At 74.9% G+C, this 15,638-nt stretch carries 17 protein-coding genes; 10 read left to right on the top strand and 7 right to left on the bottom strand.

Going from position 1 to position 15,638, the window contains the following annotated elements; translation table 11 throughout:
• The first annotated feature begins 1 nt into the window (after position 1).
• The 8 genes from rimM (at position 2) to ACIBTV_RS10335 (ending at position 5,396) form a co-directional block, all read left to right on the top strand.
• The gene (gene rimM, locus ACIBTV_RS10370; protein ID WP_396703779.1) at positions 2–550 is read left to right on the top strand and encodes a ribosome maturation factor RimM; all 549 of its coding nucleotides are present in this window, start codon (positions 2–4) and stop codon (positions 548–550) included.
• A gap of 19 nt (positions 551–569) precedes the next feature.
• On the top strand, positions 570–1,343 hold the full coding sequence (gene trmD / locus ACIBTV_RS10365) for a tRNA (guanosine(37)-N1)-methyltransferase TrmD (protein ID WP_396703711.1): 774 nt from the start codon (positions 570–572) through the stop codon (positions 1,341–1,343).
• A gap of 143 nt (positions 1,344–1,486) precedes the next feature.
• Positions 1,487–1,843 carry a 50S ribosomal protein L19 gene (gene rplS, locus ACIBTV_RS10360; protein WP_396703710.1) on the top strand — a complete coding sequence of 119 codons (357 nt, stop codon included), beginning with the start codon at positions 1,487–1,489 and terminating at the stop codon, positions 1,841–1,843.
• 184 nt (positions 1,844–2,027) lie between these two features.
• Positions 2,028–2,900 (top strand): signal peptidase I, encoded by an 873-nt coding sequence (gene lepB / locus ACIBTV_RS10355; protein ID WP_396703709.1) that lies wholly within the window; start codon positions 2,028–2,030, stop codon positions 2,898–2,900.
• A 10-nt stretch (positions 2,901–2,910) separates the two neighbouring features.
• Positions 2,911–3,543, top strand: coding sequence for a signal peptidase I (gene lepB / locus ACIBTV_RS10350; protein ID WP_396703708.1), 633 nt, complete (start codon positions 2,911–2,913; stop codon positions 3,541–3,543).
• Between the two features lie 166 nt (positions 3,544–3,709).
• On the top strand, positions 3,710–4,237 hold the full coding sequence (locus ACIBTV_RS10345) for an NUDIX hydrolase (protein WP_396703707.1): 528 nt from the start codon (positions 3,710–3,712) through the stop codon (positions 4,235–4,237).
• The gene (locus ACIBTV_RS10340) at positions 4,231–5,076 is read left to right on the top strand and encodes a ribonuclease HII (protein WP_396703706.1); all 846 of its coding nucleotides are present in this window, start codon (positions 4,231–4,233) and stop codon (positions 5,074–5,076) included. The genes ACIBTV_RS10345 and ACIBTV_RS10340 overlap by 7 nt, the downstream gene beginning before the upstream one ends.
• Complete coding sequence (locus ACIBTV_RS10335) at positions 5,073–5,396, top strand: DUF2469 domain-containing protein (protein ID WP_007075222.1); 324 nt, start codon at positions 5,073–5,075, stop codon at positions 5,394–5,396. Before ACIBTV_RS10340 ends, ACIBTV_RS10335 begins: the two co-directional genes overlap by 4 nt.
• A gap of 74 nt (positions 5,397–5,470) precedes the next feature.
• Here the strand turns inward: ACIBTV_RS10335 and ACIBTV_RS10330 are convergent, their stop codons facing one another.
• Together ACIBTV_RS10330 and ACIBTV_RS10325 are read right to left on the bottom strand one after the other, a co-directional pair.
• Entirely contained in the window at positions 5,471–6,601 is a 1,131-nt protein-coding gene (locus ACIBTV_RS10330) for a sulfite oxidase (protein WP_396703705.1), read from the bottom strand.
• A gap of 232 nt (positions 6,602–6,833) precedes the next feature.
• The gene (locus ACIBTV_RS10325) at positions 6,834–7,478 is read right to left on the bottom strand and encodes a methyltransferase (protein ID WP_396703704.1); all 645 of its coding nucleotides are present in this window, start codon (positions 7,476–7,478) and stop codon (positions 6,834–6,836) included.
• A 162-nt stretch (positions 7,479–7,640) separates the two neighbouring features.
• Between ACIBTV_RS10325 and ACIBTV_RS10320 the strand changes: the two genes are divergently transcribed.
• On the top strand, positions 7,641–8,267 hold the full coding sequence (locus tag ACIBTV_RS10320; RefSeq protein ID WP_396703703.1) for a murein hydrolase activator EnvC family protein: 627 nt from the start codon (positions 7,641–7,643) through the stop codon (positions 8,265–8,267).
• 76 nt (positions 8,268–8,343) lie between these two features.
• On the opposite strand, the gene ACIBTV_RS10315 is transcribed toward ACIBTV_RS10320, so the two are convergent.
• From ACIBTV_RS10315 to ACIBTV_RS10295, 5 genes are all read right to left on the bottom strand, one after another.
• Complete coding sequence (locus ACIBTV_RS10315; RefSeq protein WP_396703702.1) at positions 8,344–9,525, bottom strand: aminotransferase class V-fold PLP-dependent enzyme; 1,182 nt, start codon at positions 9,523–9,525, stop codon at positions 8,344–8,346.
• A gap of 73 nt (positions 9,526–9,598) precedes the next feature.
• Positions 9,599–10,693, bottom strand: a complete 1,095-nt coding sequence (locus ACIBTV_RS10310; protein WP_396703701.1) for a tyrosine recombinase XerC — start codon at positions 10,691–10,693, stop codon at positions 9,599–9,601.
• Between the two features lie 117 nt (positions 10,694–10,810).
• Positions 10,811–12,001 (bottom strand): DNA-processing protein DprA, encoded by a 1,191-nt coding sequence (locus tag ACIBTV_RS10305; protein ID WP_396703700.1) that lies wholly within the window; start codon positions 11,999–12,001, stop codon positions 10,811–10,813.
• On the bottom strand, positions 11,998–13,518 hold the full coding sequence (locus tag ACIBTV_RS10300) for a YifB family Mg chelatase-like AAA ATPase (RefSeq protein WP_396703699.1): 1,521 nt from the start codon (positions 13,516–13,518) through the stop codon (positions 11,998–12,000). The genes ACIBTV_RS10305 and ACIBTV_RS10300 overlap by 4 nt, the downstream gene beginning before the upstream one ends.
• Before the next feature lie 85 nt (positions 13,519–13,603).
• The gene (locus ACIBTV_RS10295; protein ID WP_396703698.1) at positions 13,604–13,963 is read right to left on the bottom strand and encodes a YraN family protein; all 360 of its coding nucleotides are present in this window, start codon (positions 13,961–13,963) and stop codon (positions 13,604–13,606) included.
• Between the two features lie 167 nt (positions 13,964–14,130).
• Here ACIBTV_RS10295 and ACIBTV_RS10290 point away from each other — a divergent pair, with 167 nt between their 5' ends.
• Positions 14,131–15,456, top strand: a complete 1,326-nt coding sequence (locus ACIBTV_RS10290) for a hypothetical protein (RefSeq protein ID WP_396703697.1) — start codon at positions 14,131–14,133, stop codon at positions 15,454–15,456.
• The last annotated feature ends 182 nt before the right edge of the window (positions 15,457–15,638 follow it).

The following is a 15,638-nucleotide window of genomic DNA, read 5'->3' as shown; positions in this document are numbered from 1 at the left end:
GCTGCTCATCGTCGGCCGGATCGGTAAGCCGCACGGGATCCGCGGTGAGGTCACCGTGGAGGTGCGGACCGACGAACCGGAAGCGCGGTTCGCCCCTGGTTCGGTGCTGGTCACCGAACCAGGGGCGACGCCTCCGGCGGCACCCGGCCCCGGCGTGCCGTTCCGGGTCCCCGCCGAGTTGACCGTCGAGTCGGCCCGCTGGCACCAGGGTCGGATGCTCGTCGCGTTCGAGGGCGTCCTGGACCGGGACGTCGCCGAGGCGCTGCGCGGCACCCTGGTCGGCGTGGACAGCGCCGACGTCGCGCCGCCGGAGGACCCGGAGGAGTTCCACGACCATCAGTTGGTCGGGCTGGCCGTGGTGACTCCGGCCGGCGAGCGGCTGGGCGAGGTGGCCCGAATCGACCACGCCCCCGCGTCCGACCTGCTGGTGCTGCGCCGCCCCGAGGGGAAGACGGCGCTGATCCCGTTCGTCAAGGCGATCGTCCCCGAGGTCGACCTCGCCGGCGGTCGCGTCGTCGTCGACCCGCCCAACGGCCTCCTCGACCTGTAGTCCGCTGGAGCACCCCCGCATGCGCGTCGACGTCGTGTCGATCTTCCCGGAGTACTTCGCCCCGCTGGAGCTGTCGCTGATCGGCCGGGCCCGGGCCACGGGCACGCTGCGGCTGGCCGTACACGACCTGCGGACCTGGACGCACGACGTGCACCGCACGGTCGACGACACCCCCTACGGCGGCGGGCCGGGCATGGTGATGCGCCCGGAGCCGTGGGGTGAGGCGCTCGACGCGTTGGCGCCGCCGCAGGCCACGCCACCCCGGCTGCTGGTGCCCTCCCCGGCCGGTGTCCCGTTCACCCAGGCGATGGCGCACGAGCTGGCCGCCGAGGAGCACCTGCTCTTCGCGTGCGGCCGGTACGAGGGCATCGACCAGCGGGTGCTCGACCACGCCGCGACCCGGATGCCGGTCACCGAGGTCTCGCTCGGTGACTACGTGCTTTTCGGCGGCGAGGTCGCGGTGCTGGTGATCCTGGAGGCGGTCACCCGGCTGCTGCCGGGTGTGCTGGGCAACGCGGGCTCCCTCGACGAGGAGTCGCACGCCCACGGGCTGCTGGAGGCGCCGGTCTACACCAAGCCGCCGACCTGGCGGGGTCACGACGTGCCGGAGATCCTCCGCTCGGGCGACCACGGGCGGATCGCCCGCTGGCGGCGGGAGGAGGGCCTGGTCCGTACCGCGCGGCGGCGCCCCGACCTGCTGGCCGCGCTGGACCCGGCGGGGCTGGACAAGCGGGATGTCGCCGCGTTGGATCGGGCCGGATTTCATCCGCCGCCGGGGGATGTGGCAAAGTAGGGGGGTTGCCGCAGTCGGCCGCGCCGCGGACGGCTGCGAGGATCCTCGACCGGGGTCGGGACGACCGACCGCCACCCGGGGATCAGAATCACCCATCCGCGCACCGACTGACGGTGCGCCGTGAGCCTTACGAGGACGCAGCGATGAACATCCTGGACGCCCTTGACGCCCAGTCGAAGCGTGCCGACCTCCCCGACTTCCGTGCCGGTGACACCGTGAAGGTGCACGCGCGGGTCGTCGAGGGCAACCGGTCCCGTGTGCAGATCTTCCAGGGCGTCGTCATCCGCCGCCAGGGTGACGGGCTGCGTGAGACCTTCACCGTCCGCAAGATCAGCTTCGGTGTCGGTGTGGAGCGGACCTACCCGCTGAACAGCCCGGCGATCGACCGGCTGGAGGTCGTCACCCGCGGTGACGTCCGTCGGGCCAAGCTCTACTACCTGCGCGAGCTGCGGGGCAAGAAGGCCAAGATCAAGGAGAAGCGGGAGAAGCAGCCGAGCTGACTTCCCGCTCGCCACGCCGCCTGAGCTGCACGTATGCCCTACCGACCGGTCCGCACTACCCTGGTCGGCACGGGCGCAGCCAGGCGGCGGTCCCGCCGCAACGGCGGGAGCCGTCCGCTGCCGCCCGTGGGGCCTCATCGAGGCTCCCGGGCGGCAGTGTCGTTTCTGCGGATCGGGGAGTGGCGTGGCGCAGACCGTTGACGAGGACGGCACCGTCGATCCGTGGCGCCGGCGGGTCCGCCGCACCCGCCGTCAGATGCCGCTCTGGCAGGAGCTGCCGCTGCTGCTGGTGGTCGCGTTCTGCCTCGCGGTGCTGATCCGCACCTTCCTGCTGCAGGCGTTCTTCATCCCGTCCGGCTCGATGGAGGACACCCTCCTCGTCGGTGACCGGGTGCTGGTCAACAAGGTCGTCTACGACGTACGCGACCCGGTGCGCGGCGAGGTCGTCGTCTTCCGGGGCACCGAACGCTGGGCGCCCCAGGTCGACGACCAACCCGAGCCGGGTTTCGTGGGCAAGCTCGGCCGGACCGTCGGTGACCTGGTCGGGGTGAGCCGCCCCGGCGAGAAGGACTTCATCAAACGGGTGATCGGTGTCCCCGGCGACCGGGTGGCGTGCTGCGACGCGCAGGGCCGGGTCACCGTCAACGGGACGCCGCTGGACGAGCCGTACGTCCTGGAGAACTCGCCGCTGGACGTGCCGCCGAACCCCCGGGAGTGCCGCTCCCGCCGCTTCGACGAGGTGGTGGTCCCGCCCGGCCAGATCTTCGTCATGGGCGACCACCGGCTCGTTTCGCAGGACGCCCGCTGCCAGGGCCCGGTGCCGATCGACAACGTCGTCGGCCGGGCCTTCATGGTGGTCTGGCCCTCATCGCGGTGGACGACCCTGCCGGTGCCCGAGACGTTCGCCGACGTCGCCGGGCCGCCGGTCGCGGCGCCGGCCGGCCCGGCGCCGGTCCGGCCCCTCCCGTCGGGTGATGTGGCGCTTCTCCTACCGCTGACGGCTGCTCTGGCCGGTTCTCGCGCGTTCCGGACGGTGGCGTCCGGCCGGGCAACGTAGGCTCCTTGGCGTGATTGACGAGCAGACCGACAAGCCGCGCAGCTCCTTCTGGAAGGAGCTGCCGATCCTGCTGGGCGTGGCGATCCTGGTCGCGGTGCTGGTGCGTGCCTTCGTCCTGCAGACCTTCTTCATCCCCTCCCCGTCCATGGAGAACACGCTCAAGATCGACGATCGGGTGCTGGTCAACAAACTGGTCTACGACTTCCGGTCCCCGCACCGGGGTGAGGTGATCGTCTTCAGGGCGCCCGTCGAGTGGGCCGGCACCGACGACGAGGACTTCATCAAGCGGGTGATCGGCGTCGGTGGCGACCACGTCGTCTGCTGCGACGAGCAGGACCGTCTCGTCATCAACGGCCAGCCGCTCGACGAGCCGTACATCTTCTCGATGGACGGCCGCCGGGACAAGCCGGCCGACCAGGCGTTCGACATCACGGTGCCGAAGGGGCGGCTCTGGGTGATGGGCGACCACCGCTCCGCCTCCGGTGACTCGTTGGAGCACTGGCAGCAGTCGGGGCAGGACATCATGGCCGCCACCATCGACGAGGACGAGGTGGTCGGCCGCGCGTTCACCGTCTTCTGGCCCGTGGACCGGGCCAAGTGGCTGAGCGTCCCCGAGCAGTACGACAGCATCCCGAACTCGTAGCGCGCCCCCGGGGGGCGTGGGCGAACGGCGGCCGGTCTGGCAGGCTGGTCCGGTGAACGTGAGCGCGAGGAGTGAGCTTGCGAGCCCCGCAGTCGCGAATTCGGATGGCACCGTGAGCGCGAGGAGTGAGCTTGCGAGCCCCGCAGTCGCGAATTCGGATGGCACCGTGCGGGTCTGCACGCCGCGCCGCGCCGCGCGGGTGTTGCTCGTCGACGCGGACGACCGGGTGCTGCTCTTCGCCGGTCGCGACCCGGCCCGACCGGAGCACCGGTACTGGTTCACGCCGGGCGGCGGTCTGCGCCCGGGTGAGTCGCCGGCGGTCGGCGCGGCCCGGGAACTGGCCGAGGAGACCGGTTTGCGGCTCGACCCGGCCGGGCTGGGCGAGCCAATCCGGCGCGAGACGGTCGAGTTCCCCTTCGACGGCGTGTGGTACCGCCAGGAGCAGGATTTTTTCCTCGTCCGGGTGCCCGGCTGGGAGGTCGACACCGCGGGCTTCGACGACGTCGAGCGGGCCAGCGTCACCGGCCACCGCTGGTGGTCGGTGACCGACTTGGCGGGCACCTCGGACCGCTACTACCCGGCCGACCTGCCCGGGTTGCTGGCCGAGGTGCTGGCCGACACCGTCACCGGGGGGCCGGGCGGCGCGGCCCGTGGGTCGGCCGGGGCCGCCGCCGAGGGCGGTGCGGCGTGTTGACCCCGCCGCGCACCGTCGTGCGCCGGGAGGGCGGCCTGTACGCGCTGGAGCGCGCGTTGCAGCGGCGTGGGTTCCGTAACGTGGCCGGCGCCGATGAGGCCGGCCGGGGCGCCTGCGCCGGGCCGCTGGTCGCCGCCGCCGCGGTGCTGCCGGAGGGGCGGCGCGGGGAGATCGAGGGGCTGGCCGACTCGAAGCTGCTCACCCCGGCCAGCCGGGAGCGGGTGTACGACGAGGTGGTCGCGCGGGCCCTGGCGTACGCGGTGGTGGTGATCCCGGCCGAGGAGGTCGACGCGCGTGGGCTGCACGTGTGCAACCTCGCCGCGATGCGTCGGGCGCTCGCCTCGCTCGCGACCCGACCGGATTACGTGCTGACCGACGGTTTCGGCGTGGACGGGCTGGACGTGCCCGGCCTGGCCGTGTGGAAGGGCGACCGGGTGGCGGCCTGCGTGGCGGCGGCGAGCGTGCTGGCCAAGGTCACCCGGGACCGGATCATGGTCGAGTTGGACGGGGTGTTCCCGGCGTACGGCTTCGCCGAGCACAAGGGTTACATCACGTCCGAGCACACCGCCGCGCTGCGGGAGCACGGGCCGTGCCGGGAGCACCGGTTCTCGTACGTCAACGTGGCGAGCGTGTCGGGCCGGGACGGGCGCCCGCCGCGGTCGCGCCGGCCGGCGCTGAGCGCCGCGTCCGGTCGGAACGACCCGGCGACGCTCTTCGACGACGAGCCGATGGAGCGCTCTTGCGCGCCAGGGAGTACCGTCGGCGTGGCGTTGGGCGAGCGGGCTCGGCCGTCGTCGCCGGTGGGGGAAGATGTGGGCATGGAAGGCGGAGAGCGATGAGCGCGGAAGATCTCGAGAAGTACGAGACCGAGATGGAGCTGCAGCTCTACCGGGAGTACCGCGACATTGTCCGCCAGTTCTCCTACGTGGTGGAGACCGAGCGCCGCTTCTACCTGGCCAACCAGGTCGACCTGCACGTGCGTAACTCGGACGGCGAGGTCTACTTCGAGGTCGAGATGCACGACGCCTGGGTGTGGGACATGTACCGTCCTGCCCGCTTCGTCAAGAACGTCCGGGTGATGACGTTCAAGGACGTCAACGTCGAGGAGCTGGAGAAGCCCGACATCTCCCTGCCCGCCGACTCCGGCTTCGGCGGCTGACCGGCCGACCCCTCACGTCGGCGGGCCCACCGCCGGCCCGCCACCGCGCCGGCGCCCCACCCGCCCGGTCGCGGTCACTCCGGGACGACCGCCACCTCGACCCGCTGCACCAGGTTGTTGGCGAAGCCACCCCGGTTCCACGGCTGCTCCACCGGCTGCGTCCGGCCGGAGGCGTCGGTGGCCCGGGCGCCCAGCACGTACCGTCCCGGCTCCGGCGTCCACGCGAAATGCCAGCGCCGCCAGGCGAACTCGCCGCCGGTCGGCTCGTCCAGAGTGGCCGGTGCCCAGGTGGTCCCGCCGTCGGTGGTCACCTCGACCGCGACCACCGGCGCGTGCCCGGACCAGGCGCGACCGTCCACGGTGCAGGGACCGGGGCGGAGCACCCGGGCGCGGGACATGAAGTCCGGGAAGCCGGGCGGGCGCACCAGGGCGCGCGGCTCGATCCGGGTCAGCGGGATCCCCGGGTCGTCGGCGTCCTGCCGCAGCCGGTACGCGACCGCGTTCTGGTAGCCCTCGAACGCCTCGGTGACGACGTTGATCGAGCGGAGCCACTTCACGTGGGCCATGCCGTACCAGCCGGGCACGATCAGCCGCAGCGGGGCGCCGTGCTGCGGCAGCAGGGGTGCGCCGTTCATCTCGTACGCCAGCAGCACCTCCTCGCGCAGCGCGTCGGCCACCGGTAGGGCCCGCTGGTAGTCCTGCTCGACGCCGCGCTCCACGCCGTGGTCGGCGCCGGTGAACACCACGTCCAGCGCGTCCGGGGCGAGGCCCGCCTCCCGCAGCAGCGGGGCCAGGGGAGTGCCCGTCCACTCGGCGTTGCCCACGGCCTCCACCAGCCACGGCTGGCTCACCGGGCGCGGGTGCAGCAACGCCCGGCCGTTGCCGGCGCACTCCAGGGTCACCTGCCGGGTGACCCGGGGCCGCTCCCGCAGGTCGGCGAGGCTCAGGCTGAGGGGCCGATCGACCGCACCGTCGACGGTCAGCGCGTGCGCCGCCGCGTCCAGCTCCGGGATGTCGTAGTGGATCAGCAGGTAGTGCAGCCCCGCCGGCGTGACGTCGTAGCGGAGCGCCTCCAGCGGGATGCCGTGGTTGCGCGCGGCCAGCTGCAGCTCCTCGGCGCTGATCCCCTCGCCGGACGCCGCCACCCGGGACGGGCCGCTGACGTCGGTCACGGCGGGCCGGTTCACGTCGTCCACGGTCGTCATGGTGATCTCCCCGGCTCCCCGACGGCGGCCGCTCCACCGTGCGAACCCCAGCCTAGGGTGCGTGGCCTGGCACCGGCACACCCCGGTCCGCCGGGTGCCTGCCTCCGGGTCGGGGGTCCGCCGGGTGGCTGCCCCTTCGTCCCGGTCCGGGGCCGGTCCTCCCGGCGTTCCGATTCGTCGCAGGCTGTCCCCGCCGTTCCCTCCTCCCGTTCGCCGTCGGCGGTCGGAGGTGTCAGGCGGTGCCGGGGCGGTCGACGAACTCGAACATCCGCACGCCGGTGGGCAGCGGCCTGGGTCGGCCGAGGAAGCGGTGCACGCCGACGCCCACCCGGTCGGCCGGGGTGGTCACCGCGACCGGGGTGAACTCATCCTCGGCGAACCAGTCGCAGATGGTCGGCACCAGGTCGGGCTCGCCCCGGTGCCGGGTCCAGAGGACCGTGCCGCCGGTGGCGCAGAGGGCGGCGCAGTGGGAGACGGTGGTCCGGATGTCCGCGTCCGACACGTTGCCGAACACCCCGCAGACCAGCACCAGGTCGGCCGGGGCGAGGTCGGCGTACGCGTCGGTGCGGGCGGCGTCGCCGACCACCACCTCGACGTCGGTCAGGCCGGCGTCCCGGGCGGCCGTCGCGGCGATCTCCGCGTTGCGCGGATCCAGCTCGACGAGGCGGGCGGTGACGTCCGCCCCGCGCGGGTGCTCGGCGAGGACCGGGATCAGGTCGCGTCCCTGCCCGGCGCAGAGGCTGACCGCGCGCAGCGGGCCCGCTGGTGCTTCGTCGAGCGCGTCGCGGAGGTGGCGGCGCACCTCGGCCAGCCGGCGCGCCAGCGGTGAGCCCGGCCGGTCGTAGTCGTCGTGCCAGCTGTGCCAGTCCCGCGTCATCCGGCCAGCCTAGGTGGCGGGGCGACGGCGCGCGGGGCGCCCGGTGCGGGGCGACATAGCAGATCCACCGGCCGGGCGGGGACTGTCCACAGGGCACCCCGTTGTCCACAGCTGGGCCGACGGCCGTGGCGGAGCCGACGGAGGCGCGGCAGGCTGCCGGTCATGCGACCACCGCCATCGTCCGTCCCGGCCGAGATCCGCCGCACGCTGCTGCTCTGCGCCGCCGTCCCGCTCTGGCTCACCGTCCAGTTCTGTGCCGTCGTGCTGATCGCGGCCCTGCCCGCCGCGGCCGGTGTGCGCCCGACGGACGGCGGCTCCCCGGAGCGCCTGACGACCGCGTCGGTGAGCGCTCCGCCGGCCGTCGCCGGGACGTTCCGGTGGCCGCTCGACGGCCCGCCCCGGCCGGTACGCCGCTTCGATCCACCGCCGCGACCCTGGCTGCCCGGGCACCGGGGCGTCGACCTGGCCGCCCCGGCGGGCGCGACCGTGCGTGCCGCCGGGGCCGGCACCGTGCTCTTCGCCGGCCCGGTGGCCGGGCGTCCGGTGGTCACCGTTGGGCATACCGACGGGCTGCGCACCACCTACGAGCCGGCCCACGCGACGGTCGCCGTCGGGGCGTCGGTCACCGCCGGTGATCCGGTGGGCGTCCTGCTCGCCGGCCATGCCGGCTGCCCCGCCACCGCCTGCCTCCACTGGGGACTGCGCCGGGGCGAGGAATACCTGGATCCGTTGGCGCTGCTCGGCCTCGGCCCGGTCCGCCTGCTCCCGCTCGACGGGAGGCAGCCGTGACGGGTGCCTCCGGCGCGGGCGGTTCACGTGGCTCGGGCGGTTCGGGTGGCTCGGGCGGCTCCTGGCTTCGGAGGGCTCAGCGTTGGGCGAGCAGCGGCGGTAGCCGTACGGCCAGCCGCTCGTACTCCTCGGGTGCGTTGTAGACCTGCCCGCAGAGACGCAGCCAGCCCTGACCGTTCCAGGACATCACCGCCACCTCGGCGGCGAGCCGTTCGGCGATGCGCCGCTGCAACGCCCGCCCCTGTTCGACGGTGGTGGCGAGCCCGCGCGGGAGCGGAATGATCCGCATGGCGACCTCGGGCCCGCCGGGGTCGGGCAGGTGGGCCGGTGCCACGGCGAGCGCGTCACCCACCACCCGCTGGGCGTACGCCGCGAGCGCCGCGTTGTGCGCGCGTACCCGGTCGACGCCGAGGCTGCGCAGGGTGAACAGGCCCGCCGGCGCGGCCAGCCACGAGGTGTAGTCGAGGGTGGCCTGCCATTCGAGCCGGGCCGGGAAGCCGGTCTCCTGCTCCCAGGAGACGACCAGCGGTTCGATCCGCTCCCGCCACTGCGGTGCGACCACGAGCACGGCGGTGCCCCGTGGGGCGTACGCCCACTTGTGCAGGTTGCCCACCCAGAAGTCGGCGCCGACGCTCGCGACGCTGGTGGGCAGCATCCCGGGCACGTGCGCCGCGTCGACGAGGACCGGCACGCCCTGCTCGTGCGCCACTCCCACGATGGCGGCGACGGGGAAGAGCCGAGCCGTGGCCGAGGTCAGCTGGTCGACGACGAGCAGCCGGGTCCGGCCCGGACGCAGCGCGGCCCGGACGGTCTGGATGACCTCCTCGTCGGTTGCCGCGAGCGGCACCGGGAGCACCCGGCTCTCCGCCCCGGTGCGGCGGCACTCCCGCCCGATGGCGAGGCTCACCGCGCCGTACCCGTGGTCGGTGCTCAGCACCTCGTCGCCGGGGCGCAGGCCCAGCGACTGGAGCACCACGGCCACACCGGTGGTGGTGTTGCCGACCAGTGCGGTGCCGTCCGGGTCGGCCCCGAGGAACGTGGCGAGGTGTCGGCGCGTGTGCGCGATCCGGTCCGTCAGCCCCTGCGTGAAGAACCGCAGCGGGTTGGCCTCCATCTCGTCGCGCAGCCGCTGCTGGGCGCGCTGCACGCCGATCGGCACCGCGCCGAACGAGCCGTGGTTGAGGTGGTTGACCGCCGGGTCGAGGGAGAAGAGCAGGCGGGCGCCCGGAATGGGCTCCGGGGGCTGCGGGACGCTCACCCGATGATCGTAACCGTCGGTGGATCATCATCAGCCGGTTCCACCCCTTCGGCAGCGCGCTGAGCGCGGCCTCTCAGGCCCGCGGGTGGGCCTGGCGGTAGGCGGCACGGAGCCGCTCGACCGAGACGTGCGTGTAGATCTGGGTGCTGGCGAGCGACGAGTGGCCCAGCAGCTCCTGCACGGCGCGCAGGTCCGCGCCGCCCTCCAGCAGATGCGTGGCGGCGGAGTGGCGCAGGCCGTGCGGGCTGATCCGGGGCAGGCCGGCGGCCGAGGCGTACCCGCCGACGATCCGGCGGGCGGTCGTCGGGTTGAGCCGCCCACCGCGGGCGCCGAGGAGCAGCGCGTCCCCGCAGCCGGGCCCCGCCAGGTTGGGCCGGCCGTGCCGCAGCCAGTCGTCCAGTGCCCGCTGCGCCGGCAGCCCGTACGGCACGGTCCGCTCCCGCCCGCCCTTGCCGAACACCCGGACGACCCGGCGGCCCTGGTCGACGTCGGCCGTGTCGAGGCCGCACGCCTCGCTGACCCGTACGCCGGTGCCGTAGAGCAACTCCAGCAACAACCGGTCCCGCAGCAGCACCGGATCAGCCGCACCGGAGACGGGTGGGTCGACGGCCGTGCCGCCGGACGTCCGGGCCGACGGGACCGCGTCGGTCCCCGGTCCGTCGGCCGGCGGGGTCGCGCTTCCGGGGGGCCCGGCCGGCGGTGCGGCGGTGCGACCCGGTGCTTCGACCCGGGCGGCGGCGCGGCCCGGTGCTTCGACCAGCGCGGCGGCCTGGTCGGGGCGGAGGACGGTGGGCAGCTCCCGTCGCGCCCGGGGGCTGGTCAGCGGGGCGGCCACGTCAGCGGGCAGCAGCCCGCCCCGGTGCGCCCAGGCGCTGAAGGTGCGCGCCGACGCGGCCCGCCGGGACAGGGTCGCGCGCGCCGCGCCGCTCGTCCGCTGTCGGGCCAGCCAGCTGCGGAGCACGGTCAGGTCCAGGTCGGCCGGGACGGTGCAGCCCATCCGCGACGCGTGGTCGAGCAGCGAGACGACGTCGCCGACGTACGCCCGGATGGTGTGCGCGGAGCGGTTGCCGACGCCCGACAGGTGCGCGGCGAACGCGTCCACGGCCTCCCGCAGCTCGACGGGCAGCGCCTGGTGGGTGGCCCGGGTGCCGTGGCCGTTGCCGCTCATCGCCACCTCGTCGTCGACGGTCCAGCGTCCACGGGGGAGCGGATGCGATCCGCCCCGCCGCGCAACCAAGCCTACGGGCGCGGCCCGGCGCCGATCTGCCCCGCACCACCGCGTGGGTCAGGTCGTCGCCCGGCGCGGTCGAGGCGTCGACACCAGGGCGTATCCGTCGTCGCGGCGGACCACCAGCGTCAGCTCCTCCAGCAGGGACAGCTTCCGCAGCGTCGTACGCACGTCCACACCGGCCCGGGCGGCCAACCGCTCCACGCCCACCCCGCCGCGACGCGGCATCGCCTCCAACACCGACCGGGCGTCGTCGTCGAGCGCGTCGGTCGGCCGGTCGGGCCCGCGCGCAGGCGGTGCCAGGTCGTCACCGATGCGGCCCACCTCCTCCAGCACGTGCGCCACCCCCGTCACCAGCCGGGCCTTCGGATAGTCCCGCAGCAGCTCGTGGGTGCCGACCGACATCGCCGAGGTCACCGGGCCCGGCACCGCCATCGTCGGGCGGGGCATCGCGAGCGCCCGGTGCCCGGTCTGCGTCGCGCCGCTGCGGGCCGACGCCTCGACCACCACCGTGCCGACGGTGCCGGCGGCGATGACCCGGTTGCGGATGAGGAACCGGGGCCGCAGCGGCTCCGCGCCCGGCATCCACTCGCTGACCAGCAGCCCGGTGTCGGCGATCCGGTCGAAGAGCGCCGCGTTGCCCATCGGGTAGGGCCGGTCGAGGCCGCAGGCGAGCACGGCGACGGTGAGGCCACCGGCGGTGAGGGCGCCCCGGTGGGCGGCCGCGTCGATGCCGAACGCGCCGCCGGAGACGACCGTCCAGCCCCGGTCGCCGAGCCCGTAACCGAGCTCGGTGGCGATGTGCGTGCCGTAGCCGGTGGCGGCGCGGGCGCCGACCACGGCGACCGAGCGGTCCAGCGCCTCGGCCAGCGGCCACGAACCGCGGACCCAGAAGCAGAGCGGAGGGGCCGTCTCGGTGTCCACCTTGCGGTACGCCCCGGGCAACCGGAGCTCGCGCAGGTCGGCGAGGCCCGGGGGCCACTCCGCGTCCTCCGGCGTGACGATCCGCGCGCCGAGCCGGTCGGTACGCGCCATCGCGTCGTACGCGACCGCCCGCGGATCCCCGTCGGCCGACCGGGCCGCGATCGAGGCACGCAGCTTCTCGTCCGGTGCCCGGCCGTCGAGCAGCAGGTCCAGCGCGGCCACCGAGCCGAGCCGGTCGACCAGCCGCGCCACCGACCGGGTGCCCGGTTCGGCCAACCAGGTCAGCGCGATCCGGGCCAGTGTCCGTTCCTCGCGGGTGCTCACGTCAGGTCCCCCGTCCGCAGTTGAATCGCCTCCAGGACGTCCTCCCGGTTCGGCCGGTCCCGGCCGTCCAGGTCCGCGATCGACCAGGCCATCCGAATGACCCGGTCGAAGCCCCGGGCGGAGATCGACCCGGAGTCGAGCCGGCCGCGCAGCTCCGCGGTGTCGCGCGCCGGCAACCGCCACGGCGGCCGGCGCAGGTGCGGCCCGGGCACCTCCGCGTTGACCCGGCGACCGAGGACCGCCCAGCGCGCCGCCGCGGCGCCCCGCGCCGCCCCCACCCGCCGAGCCACCGCCGCCGACGACTCCCCGCCGCCGTCCCCGGACATCAGTTCGGCGGCGCGTACGGGCTGCAACGTCACCTGCACGTCGATCCGGTCCAGCAGCGGGCCGGACAGCCGTCCCAGGTAGCGCCGGCGGGTCAGCGGACTGCACTCGCAGTACGCGTCCCCGGCCGGCTTCGCGCAGGGGCAGGGATTGGCGGCGAGCACCAGCTGGGTCCGGGCCGGGTATTCGGTGCCGCCCCGGCTGCGCGCCAACTGCACCCGGCCGTGCTCCAACGGCTGCCGCAGCGCCTCCAGCGCGCCCTTGCTGAACTCCGGCGCCTCATCGAGGAAGAGCACGCCACGGTGGGCCAGCGAGATCGCGCCCGGCCGGGCCAGACCGGAGCCGCCGCCGACCAGCGAGGGGATGGTCGCGGCGTGGTGCGGCGCCTGGAACGGCGGTCGGCGCAGCAGCCGGCCGCCGGGCGGGAGCAGCCCGGCGATCGAGTGCAGTGCCGTCACCTCCAGCGCCGCCTCGTCGTCCAGCTCCGGTAGGAGCGTCGGGAGCCGCTCGGCGAGCATCGTCTTGCCGGCGCCCGGTGGACCGAGCAGCGCGAGGTGGTGCCCGCCCGCCGCGGCGACCTCCAGCGCCCGGCGGCCCATCTCCTGGCCGGCCACGTCGGCCAGGTCGGGTGCGTCCGGCGCCGGCGCGGCCTCGACGGCGGGTGGCTCGATCAACGGCGTGCCGTCCCGGACGAAGGCGACCAGTCGGTGCAGCGTGTCGACGGCCCGCACCCGTACGCCGGGGATGACGGCCGCCTCGGCGGCGTTGGCCACCGGCACGATCACCCGGTCGATCCCGGCCCGGGCCGCGGCGGCGACCATCGGCAGCACCCCGCGGACGGGGCGGACGGTCCCGTCGAGCCCCAGCTCGCCGAGGATCACCACCCGGTCCAGCGGCACCAGCGGCAGCTCGCCGGAGCCGCCCAGCAGGGCCGCCGCGATGGCCAGGTCGAACGCCGAACCGAACTTCGGCAGCGTGGCCGGCAGCAGGTTGAGCGTGATCCGGCGGTTGGGCCAGCGCTGGCCGGAGTTGACCACGGCCGCCCGCACCCGGTCCCGGGCCTCGTGCAGCGCGGTGTCCGGCAGCCCGGAGATCACCACGGCGGGCAGCCCGGCGGCCAGGTCGGCCTCCACCTCCACCAGGTGCCCGGTCACCCCGACCAGGCCCACGCTGAGCACCTTCGCGTAGCTCACGCCGCACCGCCGGCGACCCGACCGCGGTGCCTGCCGGGCGCGCCGCCGCGGCGGACGACCGCCGGCCCGATGTGCGTCCCCATCGTCAGAACGCGCCCTTCAGGTGCTCGACCCGGGCCGGGCCGGCGGCGGGCAGCCGGACCGACAGCACGTCGAAGCGGACCTCCTCCGCCGTCGTGCCGGTCTCGGCCAGCCACCGGGCCGCCAGACCGCGCAACCGGCGGGCCTTGGCCGGCACGACGGCCTCGGCGGGGCTGCCGAAGTCGCCGCCTCGACGGGTCTTCACCTCGCAGAAGGCGAGCACCGGCCCGTCCCAGGCGATGATGTCGATCTCACCGGCGGAGCAGCGCCAGTTGCGGGCCACCGGGCGCAACCCGGCTCCGATGAGGTGCCGGACGGCGCACCGCTCGCCGTACGCGCCGACCGCCTGGTTCCGGTTCGTCATGACCGGCACCGTGCCGTGCTCCCCGGCGTCGCGGCGACCCCGACCCGGCTCGCCTGTGGACGACGCGCGGGCTGTGGACAACCGGACGATCATGCCCACGCCGTGCTATGCCGCCGTCGGGCCGGGGCCGCATGGCGCCGGTCGGGCTGGTCGCATACGGTGCCCGCGTGAGCGGACGACGGAGCTACCCCGAAGATCAGGAGTCGCGCTGGTATTCCGGCGAGAGTGGACGCGGCTACGAGCCGGACTGGCGCGGCACGGACGAGGCGCGCCTGCGGGACGAGGAGTTCCGCGCCCCGGAGCAGCGCGGTCCCGCCGACGACACCCGGTACGCCGACCCGGACGGATACCGGGAGCCGATGCGCTTCGGCGTGGCCGAGCCCGGGCGCTTCGGAACGAGCATCCCGGCCGTCGACGACTCCGTCGCCTTCGCGACCCGGGTCTCCGGCACGGACGACTCCGTCGCCTTCCCGAGCAGGGCCGCCGCCGGCACGGACGACTCGGGCGGCTTCGGAGCGGCGAGCGGGGACAAGTGGCTGGACACGTCGCCGTACCGGGTGAACCGGAGTCGACGGGCGGAATCGGACCACGCGGACGACTCCGGCGAGCTGACCGGTCGGCAGGCCGTCCGGGACGCCCTGCCCGACGCCACCTTCGGCCGCGAGGCCGCGCTGCCCGGCGCGCCGACCCCGGCGGTGTCCGCGGGTGAGGAGTTGACCCGTCCCGCCCCGCTGGGCGGATACCCCATCGTCGAGCCGGGTCGTGGTGCGGAGACCCCGCAGGCGGCCGGCCGTGGCGTGGACGCCGCCTACCAGTCCGCGCGCGGCGCGGAGGCTCCGTACCAACCCGGTCGTGGCCTGGAGGCGCCGCTTCAGCCCGCTCCGGTGGCGGAGACTTCGCAGACGCCCGGGCTGGGCGCGGACCTGGCCCACCGGTCGGGGCTCGCCACGGACCCGGCGCACCATTCGGCGGTCGGGGCGACCGCGGCTCACCAGCCTGCGCTCGGGGTGGACGCGGCCCAACGGCCGGGGCTCGGCGTGGACGCCGCCCACCAGTCGGCGGTCGGCGCGGAGGCGCCCCATCCGTTGGAGATGCCGACCGGCCCGATGCCGTCGGTCGGGGCACGGGCGGACCTGCCGCCGTACCTGCCGGTGGGTGCGCCGGACGCGGGACGCCCGCCGGTCGGCGACGGCGTCTACCGGACGCGTCGGCCGGCCCTGGCCGTGCTCTTCGCGGTGCTGGCCCTGGTCTTCGAGATCCCCGCGCTGCGGCTGCTGGCCAACGGCCTTACCGGCGACCCGGTCTCGGCCGCGAACATCGTCGCCGGGACCTTCCTGGTCGTCGGCCTGCCGATCTTCGCGATCGGGCTGTACGGGCTGCGAACCGGTGGATTGTCCCTGGCCGAGGGCGGGCGGGGCTGGCTGCGCCCGCCGACCGCCTACCTGACGGTCGCCCTGGTGCTCTTCGTCGCCGCCGCGCTCGCCACCGGCTGACCGCCTGTCGACGACCACGCGCGTCGGTCGCCGGCATGATCCCGCTCGATCCCGGATGTAGTGGCCTCCGCGTGCCGTTGAGGCCACTACATCCCTGAAATAGCGCGATCGACCCTCATCGGGCGGCGCGGGCGGGGGTGGCGCGCACCCGGGGGGTGTGGGGCGGGGGAGGGGCGTACACT

This window comes from Micromonospora sp. NPDC049366 (assembly GCF_044466625.1).
Classification (GTDB): Bacteria; Actinomycetota; Actinomycetes; order Mycobacteriales; family Micromonosporaceae; genus Micromonospora.
Note: the sequence above shows the minus strand (reverse complement) of the source record. Positions and strands in the feature narration are given on the sequence as shown.